General features: G+C 65.7%; 17 protein-coding genes and 1 riboswitch. Of the genes, 11 read left to right on the top strand and 6 right to left on the bottom strand.

The window, feature by feature from the left end:
* The first annotated feature begins 5 nt into the window (after positions 1-5).
* The 6 genes from LOY42_RS10010 (at position 6) to LOY42_RS09985 (ending at position 7257) form a co-directional block, all read left to right on the top strand.
* Positions 6-1433, top strand: coding sequence for an MBOAT family protein (locus LOY42_RS10010; protein WP_139670114.1), 1428 nt, complete (start codon positions 6-8; stop codon positions 1431-1433).
* A gap of 10 nt (positions 1434-1443) precedes the next feature.
* Positions 1444-2538 carry an alginate O-acetyltransferase gene (locus tag LOY42_RS10005; protein ID WP_177486014.1) on the top strand — a complete coding sequence of 365 codons (1095 nt, stop codon included), beginning with the start codon at positions 1444-1446 and terminating at the stop codon, positions 2536-2538.
* Between the two features lie 18 nt (positions 2539-2556).
* Positions 2557-3186 carry an alginate O-acetyltransferase AlgF gene (locus LOY42_RS10000; protein ID WP_139670112.1) on the top strand — a complete coding sequence of 210 codons (630 nt, stop codon included), beginning with the start codon at positions 2557-2559 and terminating at the stop codon, positions 3184-3186.
* Positions 3187-3212: 26 nt separating this feature from the next.
* The gene (locus LOY42_RS09995; RefSeq protein ID WP_258600438.1) at positions 3213-4607 is read left to right on the top strand and encodes an alginate O-acetyltransferase AlgX-related protein; all 1395 of its coding nucleotides are present in this window, start codon (positions 3213-3215) and stop codon (positions 4605-4607) included.
* Between the two features lie 92 nt (positions 4608-4699).
* A complete protein-coding gene (locus tag LOY42_RS09990) occupies positions 4700-5809 on the top strand; it encodes a polysaccharide lyase (RefSeq protein ID WP_258600436.1) in 1110 nt (369 codons plus the stop codon).
* Positions 5810-5823: 14 nt separating this feature from the next.
* Positions 5824-7257 (top strand): right-handed parallel beta-helix repeat-containing protein, encoded by a 1434-nt coding sequence (locus tag LOY42_RS09985; protein ID WP_139670107.1) that lies wholly within the window; start codon positions 5824-5826, stop codon positions 7255-7257.
* A gap of 57 nt (positions 7258-7314) precedes the next feature.
* Here the strand turns inward: LOY42_RS09985 and LOY42_RS09980 are convergent, their stop codons facing one another.
* Together LOY42_RS09980 and LOY42_RS09975 are read right to left on the bottom strand one after the other, a co-directional pair.
* The gene (locus tag LOY42_RS09980) at positions 7315-7755 is read right to left on the bottom strand and encodes a GNAT family N-acetyltransferase (RefSeq protein ID WP_139670105.1); all 441 of its coding nucleotides are present in this window, start codon (positions 7753-7755) and stop codon (positions 7315-7317) included.
* Positions 7745-8131: a DUF488 domain-containing protein gene (locus LOY42_RS09975; protein ID WP_139670103.1), complete on the bottom strand. Its 387-nt coding sequence runs from the start codon at positions 8129-8131 to the stop codon at positions 7745-7747. Before LOY42_RS09975 ends, LOY42_RS09980 begins: the two co-directional genes overlap by 11 nt.
* A 128-nt stretch (positions 8132-8259) precedes the next feature.
* Here LOY42_RS09975 and LOY42_RS09970 point away from each other — a divergent pair, with 128 nt between their 5' ends.
* Positions 8260-9876 (top strand): inorganic phosphate transporter, encoded by a 1617-nt coding sequence (locus tag LOY42_RS09970; RefSeq protein WP_258600432.1) that lies wholly within the window; start codon positions 8260-8262, stop codon positions 9874-9876.
* A 39-nt stretch (positions 9877-9915) separates the two neighbouring features.
* Here the strand turns inward: LOY42_RS09970 and LOY42_RS09965 are convergent, their stop codons facing one another.
* The gene (locus tag LOY42_RS09965) at positions 9916-10611 is read right to left on the bottom strand and encodes a glutathione S-transferase N-terminal domain-containing protein (protein WP_258600431.1); all 696 of its coding nucleotides are present in this window, start codon (positions 10609-10611) and stop codon (positions 9916-9918) included.
* A 25-nt stretch (positions 10612-10636) separates the two neighbouring features.
* Complete coding sequence (locus LOY42_RS09960; RefSeq protein ID WP_139670097.1) at positions 10637-11158, bottom strand: GNAT family N-acetyltransferase; 522 nt, start codon at positions 11156-11158, stop codon at positions 10637-10639.
* Positions 11159-11312: 154 nt separating this feature from the next.
* Between LOY42_RS09960 and LOY42_RS09955 the strand changes: the two genes are divergently transcribed.
* On the top strand, positions 11313-11690 hold the full coding sequence (locus LOY42_RS09955) for a hypothetical protein (protein WP_139670095.1): 378 nt from the start codon (positions 11313-11315) through the stop codon (positions 11688-11690).
* A 26-nt stretch (positions 11691-11716) separates the two neighbouring features.
* Here LOY42_RS09955 and LOY42_RS09950 read toward each other — a convergent pair whose 3' ends face one another.
* Positions 11717-12214: a PaaI family thioesterase gene (locus LOY42_RS09950; protein ID WP_139670093.1), complete on the bottom strand. Its 498-nt coding sequence runs from the start codon at positions 12212-12214 to the stop codon at positions 11717-11719.
* A 188-nt stretch (positions 12215-12402) separates the two neighbouring features.
* Positions 12403-12608, top strand: a riboswitch (cobalamin riboswitch).
* A gap of 106 nt (positions 12609-12714) precedes the next feature.
* On the opposite strand from LOY42_RS09950, the gene LOY42_RS09945 reads away from it, so the two are divergent.
* The 3 genes from LOY42_RS09945 to LOY42_RS09935 all read left to right on the top strand — a co-directional run bounded on the left by LOY42_RS09945 (position 12715) and on the right by LOY42_RS09935 (position 17363).
* Positions 12715-14832 (top strand): TonB-dependent siderophore receptor, encoded by a 2118-nt coding sequence (locus LOY42_RS09945; protein ID WP_258600429.1) that lies wholly within the window; start codon positions 12715-12717, stop codon positions 14830-14832.
* A 138-nt stretch (positions 14833-14970) separates the two neighbouring features.
* Positions 14971-16026, top strand: coding sequence for a GlxA family transcriptional regulator (locus LOY42_RS09940; RefSeq protein WP_258600428.1), 1056 nt, complete (start codon positions 14971-14973; stop codon positions 16024-16026).
* A 131-nt stretch (positions 16027-16157) separates the two neighbouring features.
* Positions 16158-17363: an NAD(P)/FAD-dependent oxidoreductase gene (locus tag LOY42_RS09935; RefSeq protein ID WP_139670087.1), complete on the top strand. Its 1206-nt coding sequence runs from the start codon at positions 16158-16160 to the stop codon at positions 17361-17363.
* A gap of 18 nt (positions 17364-17381) precedes the next feature.
* Here the strand turns inward: LOY42_RS09935 and LOY42_RS09930 are convergent, their stop codons facing one another.
* Positions 17382-18092, bottom strand: a complete 711-nt coding sequence (locus tag LOY42_RS09930; protein WP_139670085.1) for a DUF2063 domain-containing protein — start codon at positions 18090-18092, stop codon at positions 17382-17384.
* Position 18093: the final 1 nt, after the last annotated feature.

The raw sequence follows: 18093 nt of genomic DNA, 5'->3' as shown, positions 1-18093 counted from the left end.
CCAGCATGATCTTCGCCTCCAACGTATTCCTGTTCCTCTACCTGCCGCTGTTCCTGGCTATCTACTACCTGGCCCGGCCGCGGTGGCGATCGCTGGTGATCGTTGCCGCCAGCTACGTGTTCTACGCCTGGTGGCGCCCGGACTTCCTGCTGCTGTTCGTCGCCATCACCGCCTGGAACTACGCGTTCGGCCTGGGCATCAAGGCACGCCTGGACGCCGCGGACAAGCCTTGGGCCCTGCGCCTGCTGTGGCTGGGCGTGGCCGGCAACCTGGCGACGCTGGGCTACTTCAAGTACGCCAACTTCGGCGCCGAGATGCTGGCCCTGCTGCTGGCGCCGCTGGGCATCGACACCTGGACGTTGGAGAACATTTTCCTGCCGCTGGGCATCTCGTTCTATGTGTTCCATGCGCTGAGCTACATCGTCGACATCTACCGCAAGGACGCCACGCCGACCCGCAGCTTCATCGACTTTGCCGCCTTCGTCGCGCTGTTCCCGCACCTGGTGGCGGGACCGATCCTGCGCTACAGCCAGCTGGCCCCGCAGTTGCGCCAGCGCAGCCACTCGCTGGAGCTGTTCTCGCTGGGCGTGTGCCGGTTCATGCTCGGTTTCATCATGAAGGTGCTGATTGCCGACCGCCTGGCGCCGATCAACGTGCTGTTCATCGGCGAAGGCAGCCTGCAGTTCAGCGATGCCTGGTTCGGCCTGGTGGTGTCGACCCTGCAGCTGTATTTCGACTTCGCCGGCTACAGCCATATGGCCCTGGGCCTCGCGCTGATGATGGGCTTGCGCTTCCCGGAAAACTTCAACCAGCCTTATGTGTCGCAAAGCATCACCGAGTTCTGGTCGCGCTGGCACATGACCCTGGCGCATTTCCTGCGCGACTACGTCTACATGCCCCTGGTGCGCAAGCGCGTGGCCGGCGCCCTGCCGGCGCTGGTGTGGACCATGCTGCTGTCGGGCCTGTGGCACGGGGCGAGCTTCGCCTTCATCTGCTGGGGGCTGTTCTTCGGCATCGGCATGGTGCTGGAGCGCAAGTTCGGCCTGGCCACCAAGGTCAGCACGCCGTACCGCCTGGGCCGCAACCTGCGCACCGCGTTGCTGATCATCCTGAGCATGCCGCTGTTCTTCACCATGGACCTGCGCCACAGCCTCGACATCTACCGGGCGCTGCTGGGCCTGAACGGCTTCGGCTCGCTGGAGCTGTACGTGCTCGGCGCCTCGAAGATGGCCATGGCCTTCGCCCTGGTGGCAGTCGCCTGGCTGATCCTGGCCGGGATCAACAACGTGCGCTTCTACGCCGGCAACCAGGACGGCTACTTCATGCGTCATGTCGGGGTGCTGCACAGCCTGCTGCTGTGGGCGGGCTTTCTGCTGGCGCTGAGCAGCCTGGCGGCCAGTTCGTTTTCGCCGTTTCTGTATTTCCAGTTCTAGGAGAGTTGCCGTGTATCCGGTGATGAAGACGGCCAGCAAGGCCAACGGTGTGATCTTCGCCCTGGCGTTGGCGGCGATGTTCGTCTATTCGCTGCCGCCAGTGCTGAGCTTCGCCCGCGCCCAGACCGACAGCTGGAACCTGTTCGTCGACGGCAAGCTGTTGCGCAAGTTCGAGCAGGTCTACGACAAGCGTTTCTTCCTGCGCGAGCCCTCGGTGCAGCTATGGGCCGACGCACGCTTCCAGCTGTTCGGCGAGGGCACCCAAGGCGTGGTGCTGGGCAAGGACGGCTGGCTCTACACCAGCCAGGAGTACCGCGTGCCCAACGACCTGGACGCCAACCTGGCGAGTCAGCTGAAACAGATCGCCCAGGTCGAGCAACAACTGGCCGAGCACGGCAAGCACCTGATGCTGCTGCCCTTGCCGATGAAGCTGGATATCTATGCCAGCCATGCCGAGCGCGCCTTCGACCCACGGGTGGCCAGCCTCTACGACCGCTTCGTCGCCGACCTGCAACTGCGCCGCCTGGATGTAGTGCCGCTGCGTGACGCCTACCTGCGCAACCTGGCCGGCCCGCGCCTGTTCCTCAAGTCCGACACCCACTGGAGCCCGGACGGTGCGCGGCTGTCGGCCTATGAACTGGCACGCCAGCGCCCGCGCCTGCTCGGTGACCAGGTGTATGTCTCGCACAAGGCCGGCGACAAGACGGTCAAGGGCGACCTGATGAACTACCTGCAGTTCGACCATGCCCGCCTGGCGCCACAGTTCGGCGGCAATCCGATCGAACTGTACGAAACCCTCAAGGCCGCACAGGGCAGTGACGAGCTGTTCGCCGAACAGGCGCAGAGCCTGCTGCTGGTGGGCACCAGCTACAGCAAGATCGACGATTGGAACTTCGTCGGTTTCCTCAAGGAAGCGCTCAACCGCGACCTGTTGTCCGTCGCCGTAGAGGCCCGTGGGCCGTTCGAGGCGATGAACCAGTTCCTCGCCAGCGACCAGTTGCACAACCCGCAGATCGACACGGTGATCTGGGAGTTTCCCCTGCGCACCCTGCTTGCCCATCGCCCCGGCGCGCTTACCCGCGACGCCCAGCCCGCGCATTTCTGACGTCCCAAGGAGAACCTGATGAAGCTTTCGCCCCTGTTCACCGCCCTGGCCCTGACCACCGCCAGCCACACCGTTCTGGCCGCCGACGGCAATGCCGACCTGTACGACGCCGTGGCCCCGGCCGATTCGGCCTTCGTGCGCGTGCTCAACCTGTCCGACAACAGCATCGACGTGGCCCTCAGCGGCAAGCTCAATGCGCAGAAGGTCGCCCCCGGGCAGCTCAGCGGCTACCGCTTCGTGCCAGCCGGGGTACACCGGATCGGTATCGGCGCCACGGCCATCGAGCCGACCCTGGCGGCCAACGCCGCCAGCACCGTGGTGTACGACGGCAAGCAACTGCAGCTCATTGCCGACCAGTATGTGAACGAGCCGAAGAAGGCCCAGGTGGCCTTCTACAACCTGACCCCGGCCCAGGCCACGCTGCGCACCGCCGACGGCAAGCACGAGGTGGTCAAGGCCCTGACCAAGGGCCAGACCGGCACGCGCATGGTCAACGAGATCAAGATCGACTTCGCCGCCTATGTCGGCGGTCAGGAGGTGGCCAGCTTCGACGAGTTGTTTCTCAAGAAAGGCCGCTCCTACAGCTACGTGCTGCTGCCAGGCAATCGCAGCCTGAGCCTGGCCAACAGCATCGACCCGACCGAGTGACACATCGCCGCAAGGATGACTGGCCCATGAACACCTTCCTCCCCCTTGGCTTGGCGGCCACCCTGGCGCTGACGGCCCTGCCCGGCCAGGCCGCCGAGCCCGCCCGGACCGGCTGCGAGAACCTGCAGTGCATGGTCTGCCCAGCCCTGGCCGAACCGCAGCACTATGCCGAAGGGCGCATGAAGCTGATGCGCCAGATCGTCCCCGGCAAGGAGCGCTGGCTGTTCCGCTCGATGGTCGACCTGACCAACGACTTCGGCATTCCCGCGCCCATGCGCCCGGAGTTCGCCCGGCTGATGGACGCATTCCACCGCCAGGGTATCCAGGTGGCCATGGTGGTCCAGCCGACCCGCGGCTTGATGCACCGCGACAAGCTCTACGCCGACCAGCTGCATGGCTTCGACTTCGAACGCGCCAGCCGCAACCTCGACACCTACCTGGGGCAACTGCGCCAGGGCGGCGCGGTGGTGGCGCCGATGATGCAGCTGGTGCGCCAGCCGCCTCAGGGCGAATACTTCTTCCGCCGCGACCACCACTGGACGCCGGCCGGCGCCGAGGCCACGGCCAGGTTGATGGCCGAGGAGATCCGCCGCCAGCCGTTCTACAGTGGCTTGAGCAAGAAACGCTACAGCACCGAGCCCGGCGTGATGGTACCCAAGGACGGCACGCTGAACCTGGCCCTGAGCTACATCTGCGGCAACAACTACGGGTTCCAGTACGTACGCGGCTACCAGACCGTGCCTGTGGCCAATAGCAGCGATGCCCTGTTCGACGAAGCGCCCGACCCCGAGGTGATCCTGGTCGGCGACAGCAATGCCGCGGCTCGTGAGGACGAGAGCAAGCAGTTCAACTTCGACGGCTACCTGAAACAGTACCTGCAGACGGATGTGCTCAACTATGCACTGCCCGGCGTGGGCGAGGACGGCTCGCTCCTGGAATATCTGCTGTCCGCCGACTACAAGCCCGAGGCGCCGCCCAAGTTGATCGTCTGGGAACTGCCGGCCAACTACCGGCTGGACTCGCCCTTGATGTATCGCCAGTTGGTGCCCGCGATACACGGTGGCTGCAAGACGTCCAAAGAGCTACTGGGCACGAAACTGCAGCGTCCGGCACTGCAGGTCGGCGAGCGCATCGAACTGCTGAGCAATGCCGGAAGTGCCCGGCAGGCGGTGTCCAAGGGCTTTCTCGACATCCGCCTGAGCGACAGGAACGTCAAGGACTTCTACATCATCGTCTATTACGACAATGGCGCCCGCGACAAGGTGTGGTTCCGTCGCGAGGCGGCGGTCGGTGGCGGGCAGTACTACCTGGAACTGAGCCAGGCTCCAGAGTTCGCCGGCGCCAACCTGCTCTCGGTATTCCTCGAGCCGACCAAGGCCGGCACCGCCGCCACCGATGTGGAGACGCGCCTGTGCCTGTGAAATCGATAATAGGGGCTGCTGCGCAGCCCATCGCCGGCAAGCCGGCTCCCACAGGGGAATGCGCGGCACTTGTGGGAGCCGGCTTGCCGGCGATGGGCCGCAAAGCGGCCCCAGGGTTGCTCCTGCTACTTGCAATCGTCCTGCTGCCCCTCCCCGGCCATGCTGCGCAAACCATCTGGCCCGCCCGCGCCACCGCGCAGTCGGCCCTGATCGCCGACTACCAGAGCCTGACCTGCAGCAAGCAACCGCCACCACCCTATACCGGCAGCCTGCACCTGAAGAGCAAGTACGATCAACGCGATGCCAGCAAGTCGACCTTGCGCGCCGCGCCCGACGCCGACAGCGAGCGCATTGCCCGGCAGGTCAAACAGTTCATCGCAGGCGTGATCCAGGCCGGCAAGCGCTTCCAGAAGGCGGAGAAGCCCCAGGAGGCCAACATGGCCCTGGCCTGCCAGGAGCAGTGGCTGGAGCATTGGGCGCAAGCCGGTGCCCTGCTCGATCCGGATGCCAGCAACACCGGCATGGCGGCGCGCAAGTGGGCGCTGGCGGCCATGGCCGGCGCGGTGCTGCTGACCCAGGCGGCCGCCGACGGCAAGGTCCGCCTCAGCCCCGTGCAACACCGTTGGTTCAGCCAGCTTGGCGAACAGGTGATCCGCGAGTATGACCCGCGCCGCCTGTCCACCACCGTGTACTTCAACAACCACGACTACTGGGCCGCCTGGGCGGTGGCCGCCGCAGGCATGCTGGTGGGCCGCGACGATTTCATCCGCTGGGCCGACGGCAACCTGCGCCGGGGCCTGGCCCAGGCCGTGCGCAGGGGCGACCAGGCCTACCTGCCGCTGGAGGTGGCGCGCAGCAGGCTGGCTGCCAACTACAGCCAGTACGCCCTGGTGCCGCTGGTGCTGCTGAGCGAATCGGCGCGCGCCAATGGTCTGGCCTGGAGCGAAGACGACCAGCGCACCCTCGACCAACTGGCCAGTTTCGCCGCAAGCAGCGTGCTCGCCCCGGACACCCTGCCCGAGCTCAAGGGCCAACGCCAGGCAGACGTCGCGCCGTACAAGCTGGCCTGGCTGATCCCGTTCCTCGCCCGCCGACCCGGGCACGCCCTCGCCCGCCAGCTGTACGACAGCGAGGACGGCGAGGTGGACAACTACAGCCAGATCGGTGGCCTGCTCAAGCCGGCCTACCCCACCCAGCCTTGATCAAGGACGCTTCCATGGCACCGTTCAGCCGCTTTTCCCTCACCTGCCTGGCCGCCCTGCTGCTGGCGACGACCGCCCAGGCCGCGCCGGTGATGGACACCCTGCCCCAGGCGCAGCACCAGCAACAGCTGGACCAACTGCGTCGCCAGGTCCGCCAGGTCGTAAGCTTCGAACAGGCCCGTCGAGCGCCTCCCGCTGGCCGCGCCAGCGTGAGCCTGCAACCGATGTTCTCGTCCCAGGCCGGCAGCTGGCCGTTCGAGCCGTTCGTCAACAATGGCCTGTTCCGCGCCATCGCCGGCTACCAGGCGCACCACCCGCAGGCCGTGGTGCTGCGCGGTGGCAGCATCACCCTGGCGCAACTGCATGACGCGCTGCGCGATCCGCGGGTGCTCAGGCCCTACAAGGACGGCTACCTGCTCAGCTACCCGTTGATGATCGGAGCCGATGCCGGGCTGGTGCTCGAGGGCGCCCATCTCTACCTGTACAGTTTTTCCGGCACCGCGCTGATCAACCAGGGCTGGTTGGGGCTGGAGCGTTCGACACTGGAGAGCGTGGCCGGCGACAAACCGGGCAACACCGATCGCGCCTGGCGCCCCTTCGTGGTGGCCTGGGCCGGCAGCCACACCCAGGTGATCGGCTCGACGCTCCGGCGCCTGGGCTACAACGCCAACCTGTCCCGGGGCCTGAGCACCGCGCTGAGTACCCAGCAACCCGCCGGTACGCACCCCGCCACGCTGCTGGTCGAAAGCAGTCAGTTCAGCGAATTGTCCAGCGCGGTGGAGCTGCAACACAGCCAGGCGATCATCGCCGACAGCCGCTTCGAAGGTTCGCAGCAATACGCCATCGACGCCCGTGACAGCCAGTTGCACCTGCATGACAACCAGGTGCGGGGCATCGACAACAACAGCGGCGTGCGCTTGCGCGGCCAGACCCGGGCGCTGGTCGAGGGCAACCTGATCCTCGGCGCCGCCAAGGCCGCCATCGAAATCAGCGACCAGCGCGGCGCCGTGTGGCTGGCGGGCAACCGTATCGGCGACAGCCGGGGCAACGGCATCCAGTTGCGCAACCTGGCGCCCACGCCCGAGGCGCCGCTGCTGATCGACGACAACCTGCTGGCCAGCAGCCAGGGCAGCGCGGTGGACGCCAGCGAGGTGGCGGCCCTGGCCCTGGTCGGCAATCGCATCGGCAACACCCCGGAGTACGCGATCAGCCTGCGCAATGCCACGCTCATGCCGGGCCCGCTGCTGCTCAGCGGCAATCGCCTGGGGCAGGTGGGCAAGGCGGCGGTGCGGGTCGAGGGTGTGCGGGAGGTCGAGCTGGGGAGCAATACCTTCGACGGCAAGGCGCTGCTGCAGAACCTGCTGGTCGGTGACTTGCTGGCGCTGCAGGGGCAAGTGCTGGAGGCGACGCTGGTCCAGGGGCGGATGGTCAGGGTGCGCCAGCAATAGCAGGCCATGCCTGCTTGACCAAGCCCGCTCCCACGCAGCCCCCTCCCAGGCAGTCTGCTAAATGTGGTCGGCGACCGGGCGCTGCATCCGCACAAAACACTCGTCCATACCCACTTCGACGAAGCCTCGGCGCCGGTACAGGCGCCGCGCCGGGTTGCTGCCGAACACCATCAGCCGCAGCCATGGCAGCCGGCGTTGCGCCGCCCAGCCGGCCAGTTCCTCCAGCACCCAGCCACCGACGCCGCGGCCACGATACTCGGGCAACAGGTGCAACTCGCGAATGAACAACGCCTGGCGATCCTGGCTGAGGCTGCAGAACCCCAGTACCTGTTCGTCCTCGACCACCAGCCACTGCTCGCGCCAGCCCCAGGCCTCGTCGAAGGCTTCCTCGATCCACAGCAGGTCGAACTCGCGGTAATACGGCAGCATGGCGCGGCGGGTCAGGTCGCGGGCAAACGTCAGGTAGTCATCGCTGGCGGGAATCAGTTCAAGGGGCATAGCACACCGGTGAACTTGCCGGGCCACGACGCTCCAGTTCATCCTCCAGCCACCGGGCCAGGACCTGGGCGTTGTTGTGCTCGGTATCCTTGCCGGCGTACAACAATGTCAGGTCGCCTTTGCCGGCCAGGTCCAGCAGCGGGTACCAGTGCTCGGGGTGGGCGGCCAGTTCATGCTGGTAGCGTTGGGCAAAGCCGGCAAAGTCCAATGCACCGGCGTGAAACGCCTTGCGCAGTACATCGGAGGGCGCCACTTCGCGCAACCACTGCCCATGCAGATCTTCCTTGCGCTTGTTGCGTGGCCACAGGCGATCGACCAGCACGCGCTGGCCATCCTGCGCATCGATGCTTTCGTAGACGCGTTTGCAGCGGATCATCAGGCACTCCTGCGACATCGTTCCCCTACAAGCCTAGGGCCTTCATTGATCGAGGTCACGGCCCAGTAACGAATTGTTTCTATGCTGGACACCTTCGGCACCACCGCCCAACGCCAACCGGAGCCCTCATGGCAACCCCGTCACTGGCCAGCCAGCCAGACCTGAGCCTGCGCAGCCCAGGCACACCCCTTGCCCACAAACCCGGACGCGCCACCCTCACCCTGTTTTTCGGCCTGCTGCTCGCGGGCCTTGCCTACACCTTCTGGAGCCTCAAGCAGGATGTCAGCGCCAGCGGAACTGTCGTCACCACCGTCACCCCGTTCCTGCTGCTGGGCCTGGCCCTGCTGATCGCCCTGGGCTTCGAGTTCGTCAATGGCTTCCACGACACCGCCAACGCCGTGGCCACGGTGATCTACACCCATTCGCTGCCGGCACCGGTTGCGGTGGTGTGGTCTGGGTTGTGCAATTTCCTCGGGGTGCTGCTGTCCAGCGGCGCGGTTGCCTTCGGCATCATCGCCCTGCTGCCAGTGGAGCTGATCCTGCAGGTCGGCTCGACGGCCGGTTTCGCCATGGTCTTCGCCCTGCTGCTGGCGGCGATCATCTGGAACCTCGGCACCTGGTGGCTGGGGCTGCCGGCCTCGTCCTCGCATACCCTGATCGGCTCGATCATCGGCGTGGGGGTGGCCAACGCGCTGATGCACGGGCGCGATGGCACCAGCGGCGTTGACTGGGCCCAGGCCAGCAAGGTTGGCTACGCCCTGCTGCTCTCGCCCTTGATCGGCTTCGCCTGCGCCGCCTTGTTGCTGCTCGCCCTGCGTGCGCTGGTCAAGCGCCGCGAGCTGTACCAGGCACCAGAAAACCAGACACCGCCTCCCTGGTGGATCCGCGGCGTGCTGATCCTCACCTGTACCGGTGTTTCCTTCGCCCACGGCTCCAATGACGGGCAGAAAGGCATGGGCCTGATCATGCTGATCCTGGTCGGCACCCTGCCAATGGCCTATGCCCTGAACAAGACCATGCCCAACGAGCAGGCCCTGCAGTTCTCGGCCGTCGCCGAGGTCACCCGCCAGGCGTTGGTACGGGCCGCCCCCGCGCCCGCCCCGGCCGATCCGCGCCAAGTGCTGACCGCGTTCGTCGCCACCCCTGCGGCCAGCCCCGAGCTACTGCCGGCGCTGGCCGCGCTGAGCGGCATGATCGGCGAGGAGGTCAAGGGCTATGGCTCGCTCAAGCGCGTGCCGGCCGAGGCCATGGCCAACGTGCGCAACGACATGTACCTGGCCAGCGAAGCCATCCGCCAGATCGACAAGCACCAGCTGGCCCGCTACGACGCCGACACCGCCCGCCATGTGCAACTGTTCAAGCGCCAGCTGGACGACGCAACCCGCTATATCCCGCTGTGGGTCAAGGTGGCGGTGGCCATCGCCCTGGGCCTGGGCACCATGGTCGGCTGGCGACGCATCGTGGTGACAGTGGGCGAGAAGATCGGCAAGACCCACCTGAGCTATGCCCAGGGCGCCTCGGCCGAAGTGGTCGCCATGTGTACCATCGGTGCGGCGGACCTGTTCGGCCTGCCGGTGTCGACCACTCACGTACTGAGTTCGGGGGTGGCCGGGACCATGGTGGCCAATGGTTCGGGAATTCAACGCAAGACGCTGGTCAACCTGCTGATGGCCTGGGTGCTGACATTGCCGGCGGCGATGGTGCTGGCGGGGTGTCTGTACTGGCTGTTGAACCAGACCTTCTGAGGCGTTGCGACGGGGGCTGCCGCGCAGCCCCCGACGAGGTCATGCCGGGATCTTCAGGCCACGCTGCACGGCCGGGCGCTCGAGGAACCGCGCCAGCACCCGCTGCACTTCCTTGAACGTGTCGAATTCCACCAGCTCCCGCGCGTTGTAGCGTTCCACCAGGTTACGCACCCAGGGGAAGATGGCGATATCAGCGATGCTGTATGCATCGACCATCCACTGCCGCCCTTGCAGGTGGCGGTCGAGCACCGCCAGCAGTCGCTTGGACTCATTGACGTAGCGGTCACGGGGACGCTTGTCCTCATACTCTTTGCCCGCGAAGAAATGGAAGAACCCCACCTGGCCGAACATCGGCCCGATGCCGCCCATCTGGAACATCAGCCACTGCAGGGTCTGGTAGCGCTGGGCCGGGTCCTGGCTCAGCAACTGGCCGCTCTTCTCGGCCAGGTACTGCAGGATCGCCCCCGACTCGAACAAGGGCAACGGCTGGCCCCCCGGGCCATCGGGGTCGAGGATCGCCGGGATCTTGTTGTTGGCGCTCAGGGAGATGAACGCGGGGCTCAACTGGTCTTCGCTTTCGAAGCTGACCTTGTGCACCTCGTAGGGCAGGCCGATTTCCTCGAGCATGATCGAGACCTTGACCCCGTTGGGCGTGGCCAGCGAGTACAGTTGCAGACGCTCGGGGTGTCGCGCCGGCCATTTGCCGGTGATGGGGAATGCGGAAAGTTCGGTCATGGGGGTGCCTTCGCGTTGGGAGCCTTCAATCTAGATGATCTTCGGCCATCCTGAGCATCACCCAGTCGCGGTGCCGCTCGTCGCCACAAGGGAAGATCGCCTCTCCCACCTTGCGAAAGCCGTTGCGCTGATAGAAACGGATCGCCCGGGCGTTCAGTTCATTGACTGTCAGACGCGCCTGGCCATCGACCTGGGTCAGGGTGGTGGTGAGCAACAATTGCGCGGCGCCGGTGCCATGGGCGCAGGGTAGTACATAGCAGCGGGAGATTTCCGCCAGTTGATCGGCCTCGGCAATACCCAGCTTGCCGGGCGCCAGGTCGAGCATGCTGTAGCCCAGCACCTGGCCATCCCGCTCGACCACCAGCAACCGCTTGTGCGGGTGCTCCAGGTGCGCCTGGAAATGTTCGGGCTGGAGATGGTGGGCGATGTAGTGTTGCTGGGCGCTGACCGCGCTATCGGGCGGGCTGGCCAGGGCGAAAGTGGCTTGGCCCACGCGGCTCAAGTCAGCACAGTCGCTGCTGTGGGCGGCGCGGATTTGGTAGGGCATGGCAACGTCCTGAAAAGCAGCTGGATCGATAACGACAGTGCCAGTCTTGCCTTGTCCCTGCAAACCCCAGCACACCTAGCATTTTTACCAGTAGAGCCTTCATTGTCCTCAGCTTAACCTTGGGTTCGCCAGTAGAACCAAAGGAGCTCAGGCCGTGACGACAAACAGGATTTTAGTCAGTATCAACGAATCACAAGAGACGCTCTCAGTCACCGAGAAAAGCTGGAATCAATTCAATGACTTCGACTTCTGGGCATACGGTTCGGAAAACATCGAACCTCGTTATGTGATCCAGATAACCGGAACTCTGAGGCAGGACTACTCCATAGATCCCCAGGCGCAAGACGATGTAGGCCGTCCAGTTCAAATAGAGTTCGGACAGTTCGGCAACGAATCCACATCCGTGACAGACGGAAAACTCACCGTGATAAGCGCCGATTATAAAAATCATATACTGGAAGCAAAGTTCAGCTTCGCCCGACCTGATGGTAAAGGAGAAGTCGTGTGCGATTACATGAAAGTGAATTTTTGAACGTTTGACCGGCGCCCCACATCATTTCACTCTTTTCCGTGCGCCTGATCTCTTAGCTTTTGTGTATCGACCCGCACGAACACCGAATCGGCGGTGACAGTCAGTACATCCCCGGCCCAGACCTCGCAGATCACCCGGGTCTTGCGCCCCAGCTCACCCTCGACCCGGGCCTTGAGCAGCAGTTCGACGCCCATGGGCGTGGGCTTGAGGTAGGTCAGGCCAAGCTGGCCGGTGACGCAGTCGATACGTGGCAAGGTGCCAGGTTCGCGGCCTTCGGCACGGTAGTGACAGGCCATGGCGGTCCAGTTGGAATGGCAGTCGACCAGCATGGCCAGCAGGCCACCGTAGACCAGGCCGGGCCAGCCGGTGAAGGTCGGGTCGGGGGTATGCCGGCACCACAGGTGGATGCCGTCGGCGTCCCAGTGGCTCTGCACATGCAGGCCGCTGGGGTGGGAACAGCCGCAGCCGTAGCAGATGCCTTCGGGGGCGGCGAGTTGTTGCAGGGACAGGGCTTGCTCGGTCATACGCGTCCTTGGCTTGTTGGTGTTGGATAAGGAGGCTGGCTACCGATGGTAGCGCCCTGCGCGGCCTGCGCCAATGCACGAGGCCTGCCCGCAGACAACGCTGGCCTGACGGTAACCGCTCTGAACCGCGATTCAGCCACACTCAGCCCACCCATCCAGACGATTGACTCCCTGCCCGTTCGGTGGTCAGATGCGCGCCAGTTTCAGGTGCCCTGCGCCGCCGCGCGCAAGGTGAAACGGGAAGCCGGTGAGTCGATACCACGACAAGTCCGGCGCTGCCCCCGCAACGGTAAGCGAGCGAACCCTTCGACAGACCACTGTGCACACGCATGGGAAGGTGAAGGTTTCATGCCCCTCGCAAGCCCGGAGACCGGCCTGAGGCTTCACTTGGCAACCCGCGGTGGGCGGGCGCAGGCCGGTATTCGCGTGCGCGCCTGCGCGCGCTTCGCCGTTGCGTGTTTTCCACCGGGATCCATTCTTTCCTGCAGCAGTGGAACGACATGTCCCGTATCAACAAGCTTCACACCCTGGCGGCCTGCCTGGCCGTGTCCCTGCCGGCGCTGGCCGACGAGCAGCCCAGCCCTGCGCTCACCCTGCCCTCCACGGCGATCACCGACAGCCGCGACCCGCAGACCGTCGACCTGGCCACCCCCACCCAGGCCGGTTCACGCCTGAACCTCAGTGCCCTGGAAACCCCGGCGAGCACCAGCAGCATCACCGCCGCGCAGATTCAGCAGCGCAACAACACCACGGTGCAGGATGCCGTGACCCGCTCGCCGGGCATCACCTTCATCGGTACCCCTGGCGATGGCGGCACCGGCTTGTCGGCGCGCGGTTTCACGGGCCAGAGTTCGGTTATGACCCTGTTCGACGGGTCGCGCCTGTACGCCGGTGCCGGCACCCTCACCTACCCGGTCGATCCCTGGATGGTCGAGCGTATCGATGTGATCCGTGGGCCTGCCTCGGTGCTGTATGGCGAAGGCGCCACCGGGGCAACGGTCAACGTGATTCCGAAAAAGCCCTTCAGCGGTGATATCCGCAACCACCTGCGCCTGGGCTATGGCTCCTGGGACCGCCAGCAACTGGGGCTGGACAGCGGCGGCAGCCTGAGCGAGCGCCTGAGCTACCGCGCCACCCTGAACCAGCAGGCGGGCAACGGCTGGGTCGACCGCACCGATTCGCGCAGCCTGGCGTTTTCCGGCGCGCTGCGCTTCGATGCCAGTGACGACCTGAGTTTCACCTTGTCCCACGAACGCGGCGACGCGCAACCTGCCAACTACTACGGCACGCCGCTGATCGACGGCCATCTGCGCAGCAGCGTGCGCAACAAGAACTACAACGTCAGCAATGACGAACAGCGCTACCACGATGAGTGGACACGGCTGACCAGCGACTGGAACATCAGCGACAGCATCAGCGCCAGCAACCAGCTGTACTACATCAAGAGCCGTCGCCACTGGCGCAATGCCGAGGAATACGCCTGGGATGCCGGTGTGATCCAGCGCGGCAGTTTCCTGGAGATCAAGCACAACCAGGAGCAGATCGGCGACCGCCAGAGCTTCACCTTCGATCACTCGCTGTTCGGCCTGGCCAGCAAGACCGTGGTGGGCGCCGAGTACAACAAGATCCGCTTCAACATTGACAGCAACTCGCCCTACGAAGATGGCTACACCGACCCGCTCGACCCTTGGCGGCCGGCACCCGGCGGGTTCCACAGTGCCGATCCGACGCGCCCGCAGACGCTGTCGAAAACCAGCACCTTCTCGCTGTTCGCCGAAAACCGCACGCAACTGACCGAGCGCCTGTCGCTGGTCACCGGCATACGCCGCGACCAGAACCACATCGACCGCAACGACCTGGTGAAGGACACTCGCGAAGACCAGAGCCTGCGTGGCGGCAACTGGCGCGCCGGCCTGGTGTACGCGCTGACTGACGATCTGTCGGTGTACGGCCAGTACTCCACCAGCGAGGATGGTGTCGGTGACCTGCTGACCCTGCGCCCGGAGCAACGCCTTGAACTGACCGAAGCCAAGCAGACCGAATTCGGCCTCAAGCAACGGTTCTGGGACGGACGCGGCGAATGGACGTTGGCGGCCTACCACATCGTCAAGAAGAAGCTGCCGGTGTACGACGTGGTCTCCAAGCGCAGCCAGCAGGCAGGCCAACAGACCTCCGATGGCCTGGAGGCAAGCTTGGAGCTGGCTCTGGGTAATCAATGGCAACTGTCGGGCAACGCAGCCTTGGTGCGCGCCAAGTACGATGATTTCACTCAACTCAGCCGAGGCGTTTCCTACGACCGGTCTGGCAACCACCCGCAGGACGTCCCACGTCGTACCGCCAACCTGTGGCTGAGCAAAGGCTTCGGGCAAAGCGTCGACACCGGTATTGGCCTGCGCTACGTAGACGCCCGCTATACCAGCGCCGCCAATGACCAACGCGTGCCGGGCTACACCGTGGTCGATGCCAACATCGGCTGGCAGGTGCTGCCCGACGTGCGCCTGGGCCTGCAGGTGAACAACCTGTTCGATCGCGAGTACGCCCAGTCGAGCTACAGCGGCGAACAGTGGCTGCTGGGCGCGCCGCGCTCGTATTTCGCCACGGTGGACTACAGCTTCTAGATCGGCCAGGTAACAGCGTGAGAGCGGGCTTGCCCCGCTCCCACAAGAGCCCAGGTCTGACGGCCATCGCGTCGTGCTTGAACATCATCGCGCCAACTGCTCGACTAGGGCCTACGCCCCGTCCACAAGCAGCGCGCCATGACCGACATCCCGCAGATTCCCGCAGCGCCCGTGCACGCGCTTGACCAGCCGCGCACCTTGCTGTTCCTCGCCTACCCGCAGATGGGCCTGCTCGACCTCACCGGCGCGCAGACGGTGTTCTGGGCCGCGACCAAGGCCCGTGCTGCGCGCGGCCTACCCGGCTACCGGGTGGTCACCGCCAGCCTCGAAGGGGGCCTGGTCCCCACCGCTGAAGGCCTGGCCGTCGCCACCGAGCCACTGGCGCCCTGGCTGCACGAGCCCTTCGACACGCTGGTCGTGCCCGGAGCCCCGGAGATCGTCCGCACCCTCCCTGATCACGCCGAACTGGTCGCTTGGCTGGCCAAGGCCGCCCAACGCGCCCGACGTACCGCTTCGGTATGCAGCGGCACCTTCCTGCTGGCCGCCGCCGGCCTGCTCGATGGCCGCCGGGCCGCCACCCACTGGGCGATGTGCGATGCCCTGCACCGACGCTTCCCGGCCATCGAGGTGGATGCCGAATCGATCTTCGTGCAGCAGGATCAGGTGTGGACTTCGGCTGGCGTCAGCGCCGGCATCGACCTGGCGCTGGCCCTGGTCGAGGCCGACTGCGGCCGCGAGGTGGCCATGCAGGTGGCCCGCGAATTGGTGGTATTCCTCAAGCGCCCCGGCGGCCAGGCGCAGTTCAGCGAACTGCTCAAGGCCCAGGGCGAGGACAGCGACGCCTTCGAGACCCTGCACCTATGGCTCAGCGAGCACCTGGGCGACCCGCGCCTGACGGTCGAGCGGCTGGCCGAACAGGCGCGCATGAGCCTGCGCAACTTCACTCGGGTGTACAAGCACAAGACCGGCCGCACCCCGGCCAAGGCCATCGAGGTGTTCCGCCTGGAGGCGGCGCGCCGCTTGCTGGAAAACTCCGACCAGCATATCGAGCAGGTCGCCCGCCAGTGCGGGTTCGGCAGCGAGGAGCGCATGCGCCTGGCGTTCCAGCGTCACCTGGCGGTGACCCCGCGGGACTATCGGGCGCGCTTCGCCCGCAGCGTGCCGCTGGCCGAATTCCAGGGTTCTTTGGCCTAGGGGCAAACCGAGGGGGCGCTTAGCATCTGCACCACGCTTGTCGGGCCGCAATCCAGGCTCACCCACAAGGCGTACCCTTTTTCCACTGCCGCAGCGACAACATCGATAATCGCGGCATCCAGGAGCCCCTCATGAAACAGATCCTGATCATTGGCGCAGGCTTCGCCGGGCTGTGGAGCGCCCTCGGCGCCGCCCGCCTGCTCGACCTGCACAAACGCGACGACGTGCTGATCACCGTGCTCGCCCCCCAGGCTGAACTACACATCCGCCCGCGCTTCTACGAGCCGGACGTGCACACCATGGCCGCCCCCTTGCAGGCGGTGTTCGACGCGGTCAACGTGCGCTTCGTCAAAGGCACGGCCTACCACATCGACCAGGCCAGCCAGGAGGTGGCCTATCGTCAAGCGGGTGGTATCGAGGCCAAGCTGGGTTACGACCGCCTGATCATGGCCTGCGGCAGCCTGCTCAACCGCCCGGCGCTGGCAGGCTTCGACCAGCACGCCTTCGATGTCGACAAGATCGACTCGGCCACCCGCCTGGAGGAACACCTCAAGTCCCTGGCCGCCCGCCCAGACAGCCCGGCGCGCAACACCGTGGTGGTGGCCGGTGGCGGCTTCACCGGCATCGAGACCGCCACCGAGCTGCCCAGCCGGCTGCGGGCGATCCTTGGCGACAAGGTCAAGCCGCGCATCGTCGTGGTCGACCGCGGCGCGAAGATCGGCGCCGCCTTGGGCGACGGCATCCGCCCGGCCATCGAACAGGCATCGGCGGCGCTGGGGATCGAGTGGGTCTGTGGCGCCACGGTGGCGTCGGTGGATGGCGACGGCGTGCTGCTCGACAACGGCGAACGCATTGCCGCCAACACGGTGATCTGGACCGTGGGCTTCAAGGCCAACACGCTGACCGAGCAGATCAGCGGTGAACGCGACCGACAAGGTCGCCTGCATGTGGACGGCCACCTCAAGGTCATCGGTAACTCGTCGGTGTATGCCGCGGGCGATGTGGCCTACGCCGCCTGCGACGAGGTTGGCAACTTCGCAGTGATGTCCTGTCAGCATGCCATTCCGCTGGGTCGCTACGCCGGCAACAATGCCGCCGCCGAGCTGATCGGCGTGGCACCGATGACCTACAGCCAGCCCAAATACGTCACCTGCCTGGACCTCGGCGCCTGGGGCGCGGTGTACACCGAAGGCTGGGAGCGCACCGTCTCGCCGCCGACGGACAAGGCCGAGGCCAAGCAGCTCAAGCAGCAGATCAATTCGGTATGGATCTATCCGCCGGCAGCGGACCGCGCGGCAGCGCTGGCGGCCGCCGATCCGTTGATCCCGGTGGCCTGACGGTACATCTGCGCGCGCCTACAGGGCATCTCGAATACCGACGATGATGCCCTGCTCACGCAACTGTCGCAGCATCTGCAGCCCCTGCTGCAGGTGCTGATCCCCCAGCGCCCGCAAGCGCTCGCGCCCGGTACCGGGCAAGCCCACCAGCAGCTGCCAGGCCAAAGGCGCCAACCGGGCGAAGCGTACCTGCAGGTCGGCGTCGCGGTACACCAGCAACAAGGTGGGCTGCTCCGGCGCCTCGTCGGGTTGATACTCGGGACCGATGCGCTCCACCGGCCAGCGGTAGGCCAGAACCCGGGCCACGCACGACAGCAGCGGCTCGCCGACCAGCAGGTCGCCGTCCGGGTCGTGCGGCGGATCCTCGGCGTCGCTCAGGTACAGCTGCGCTTCGATCCATTCGTAGTGCGCCAGCTCCAGCTGCCAGGGAGCGTCCGGCGCGACGCCCTGCAGGTAGTCGATGAAGGCTTCGGCTACTTCGGTAAACAGCGGCGTCTGGCTACGGTAATGGGCGTAGAAGTCACGCACCCGCGCATGCCAGTGCTCATCGCCTAGGGTCCGGCGCATCACCGGAAAACTGCCGGCCAACAGCCCTTCGATGGCGCCATAGAACAATTCGCGGTAGACCTTCAGGCGCCGCGCCTCGATACCGGGCGGAGGCGGGTTGCCGACCGGGTCGCGCAGGTGGCGGGCCAGGGTGAACTGCTGGTTGCGCAGGGTTTCGATCATG

The sequence above is a fragment of the Pseudomonas sp. B21-023 genome, assembly GCF_024749165.1.
GTDB lineage: Bacteria > Pseudomonadota > Gammaproteobacteria > Pseudomonadales > Pseudomonadaceae > Aquipseudomonas.
This window is presented reverse-complemented; position numbering and strand designations above follow the sequence as displayed.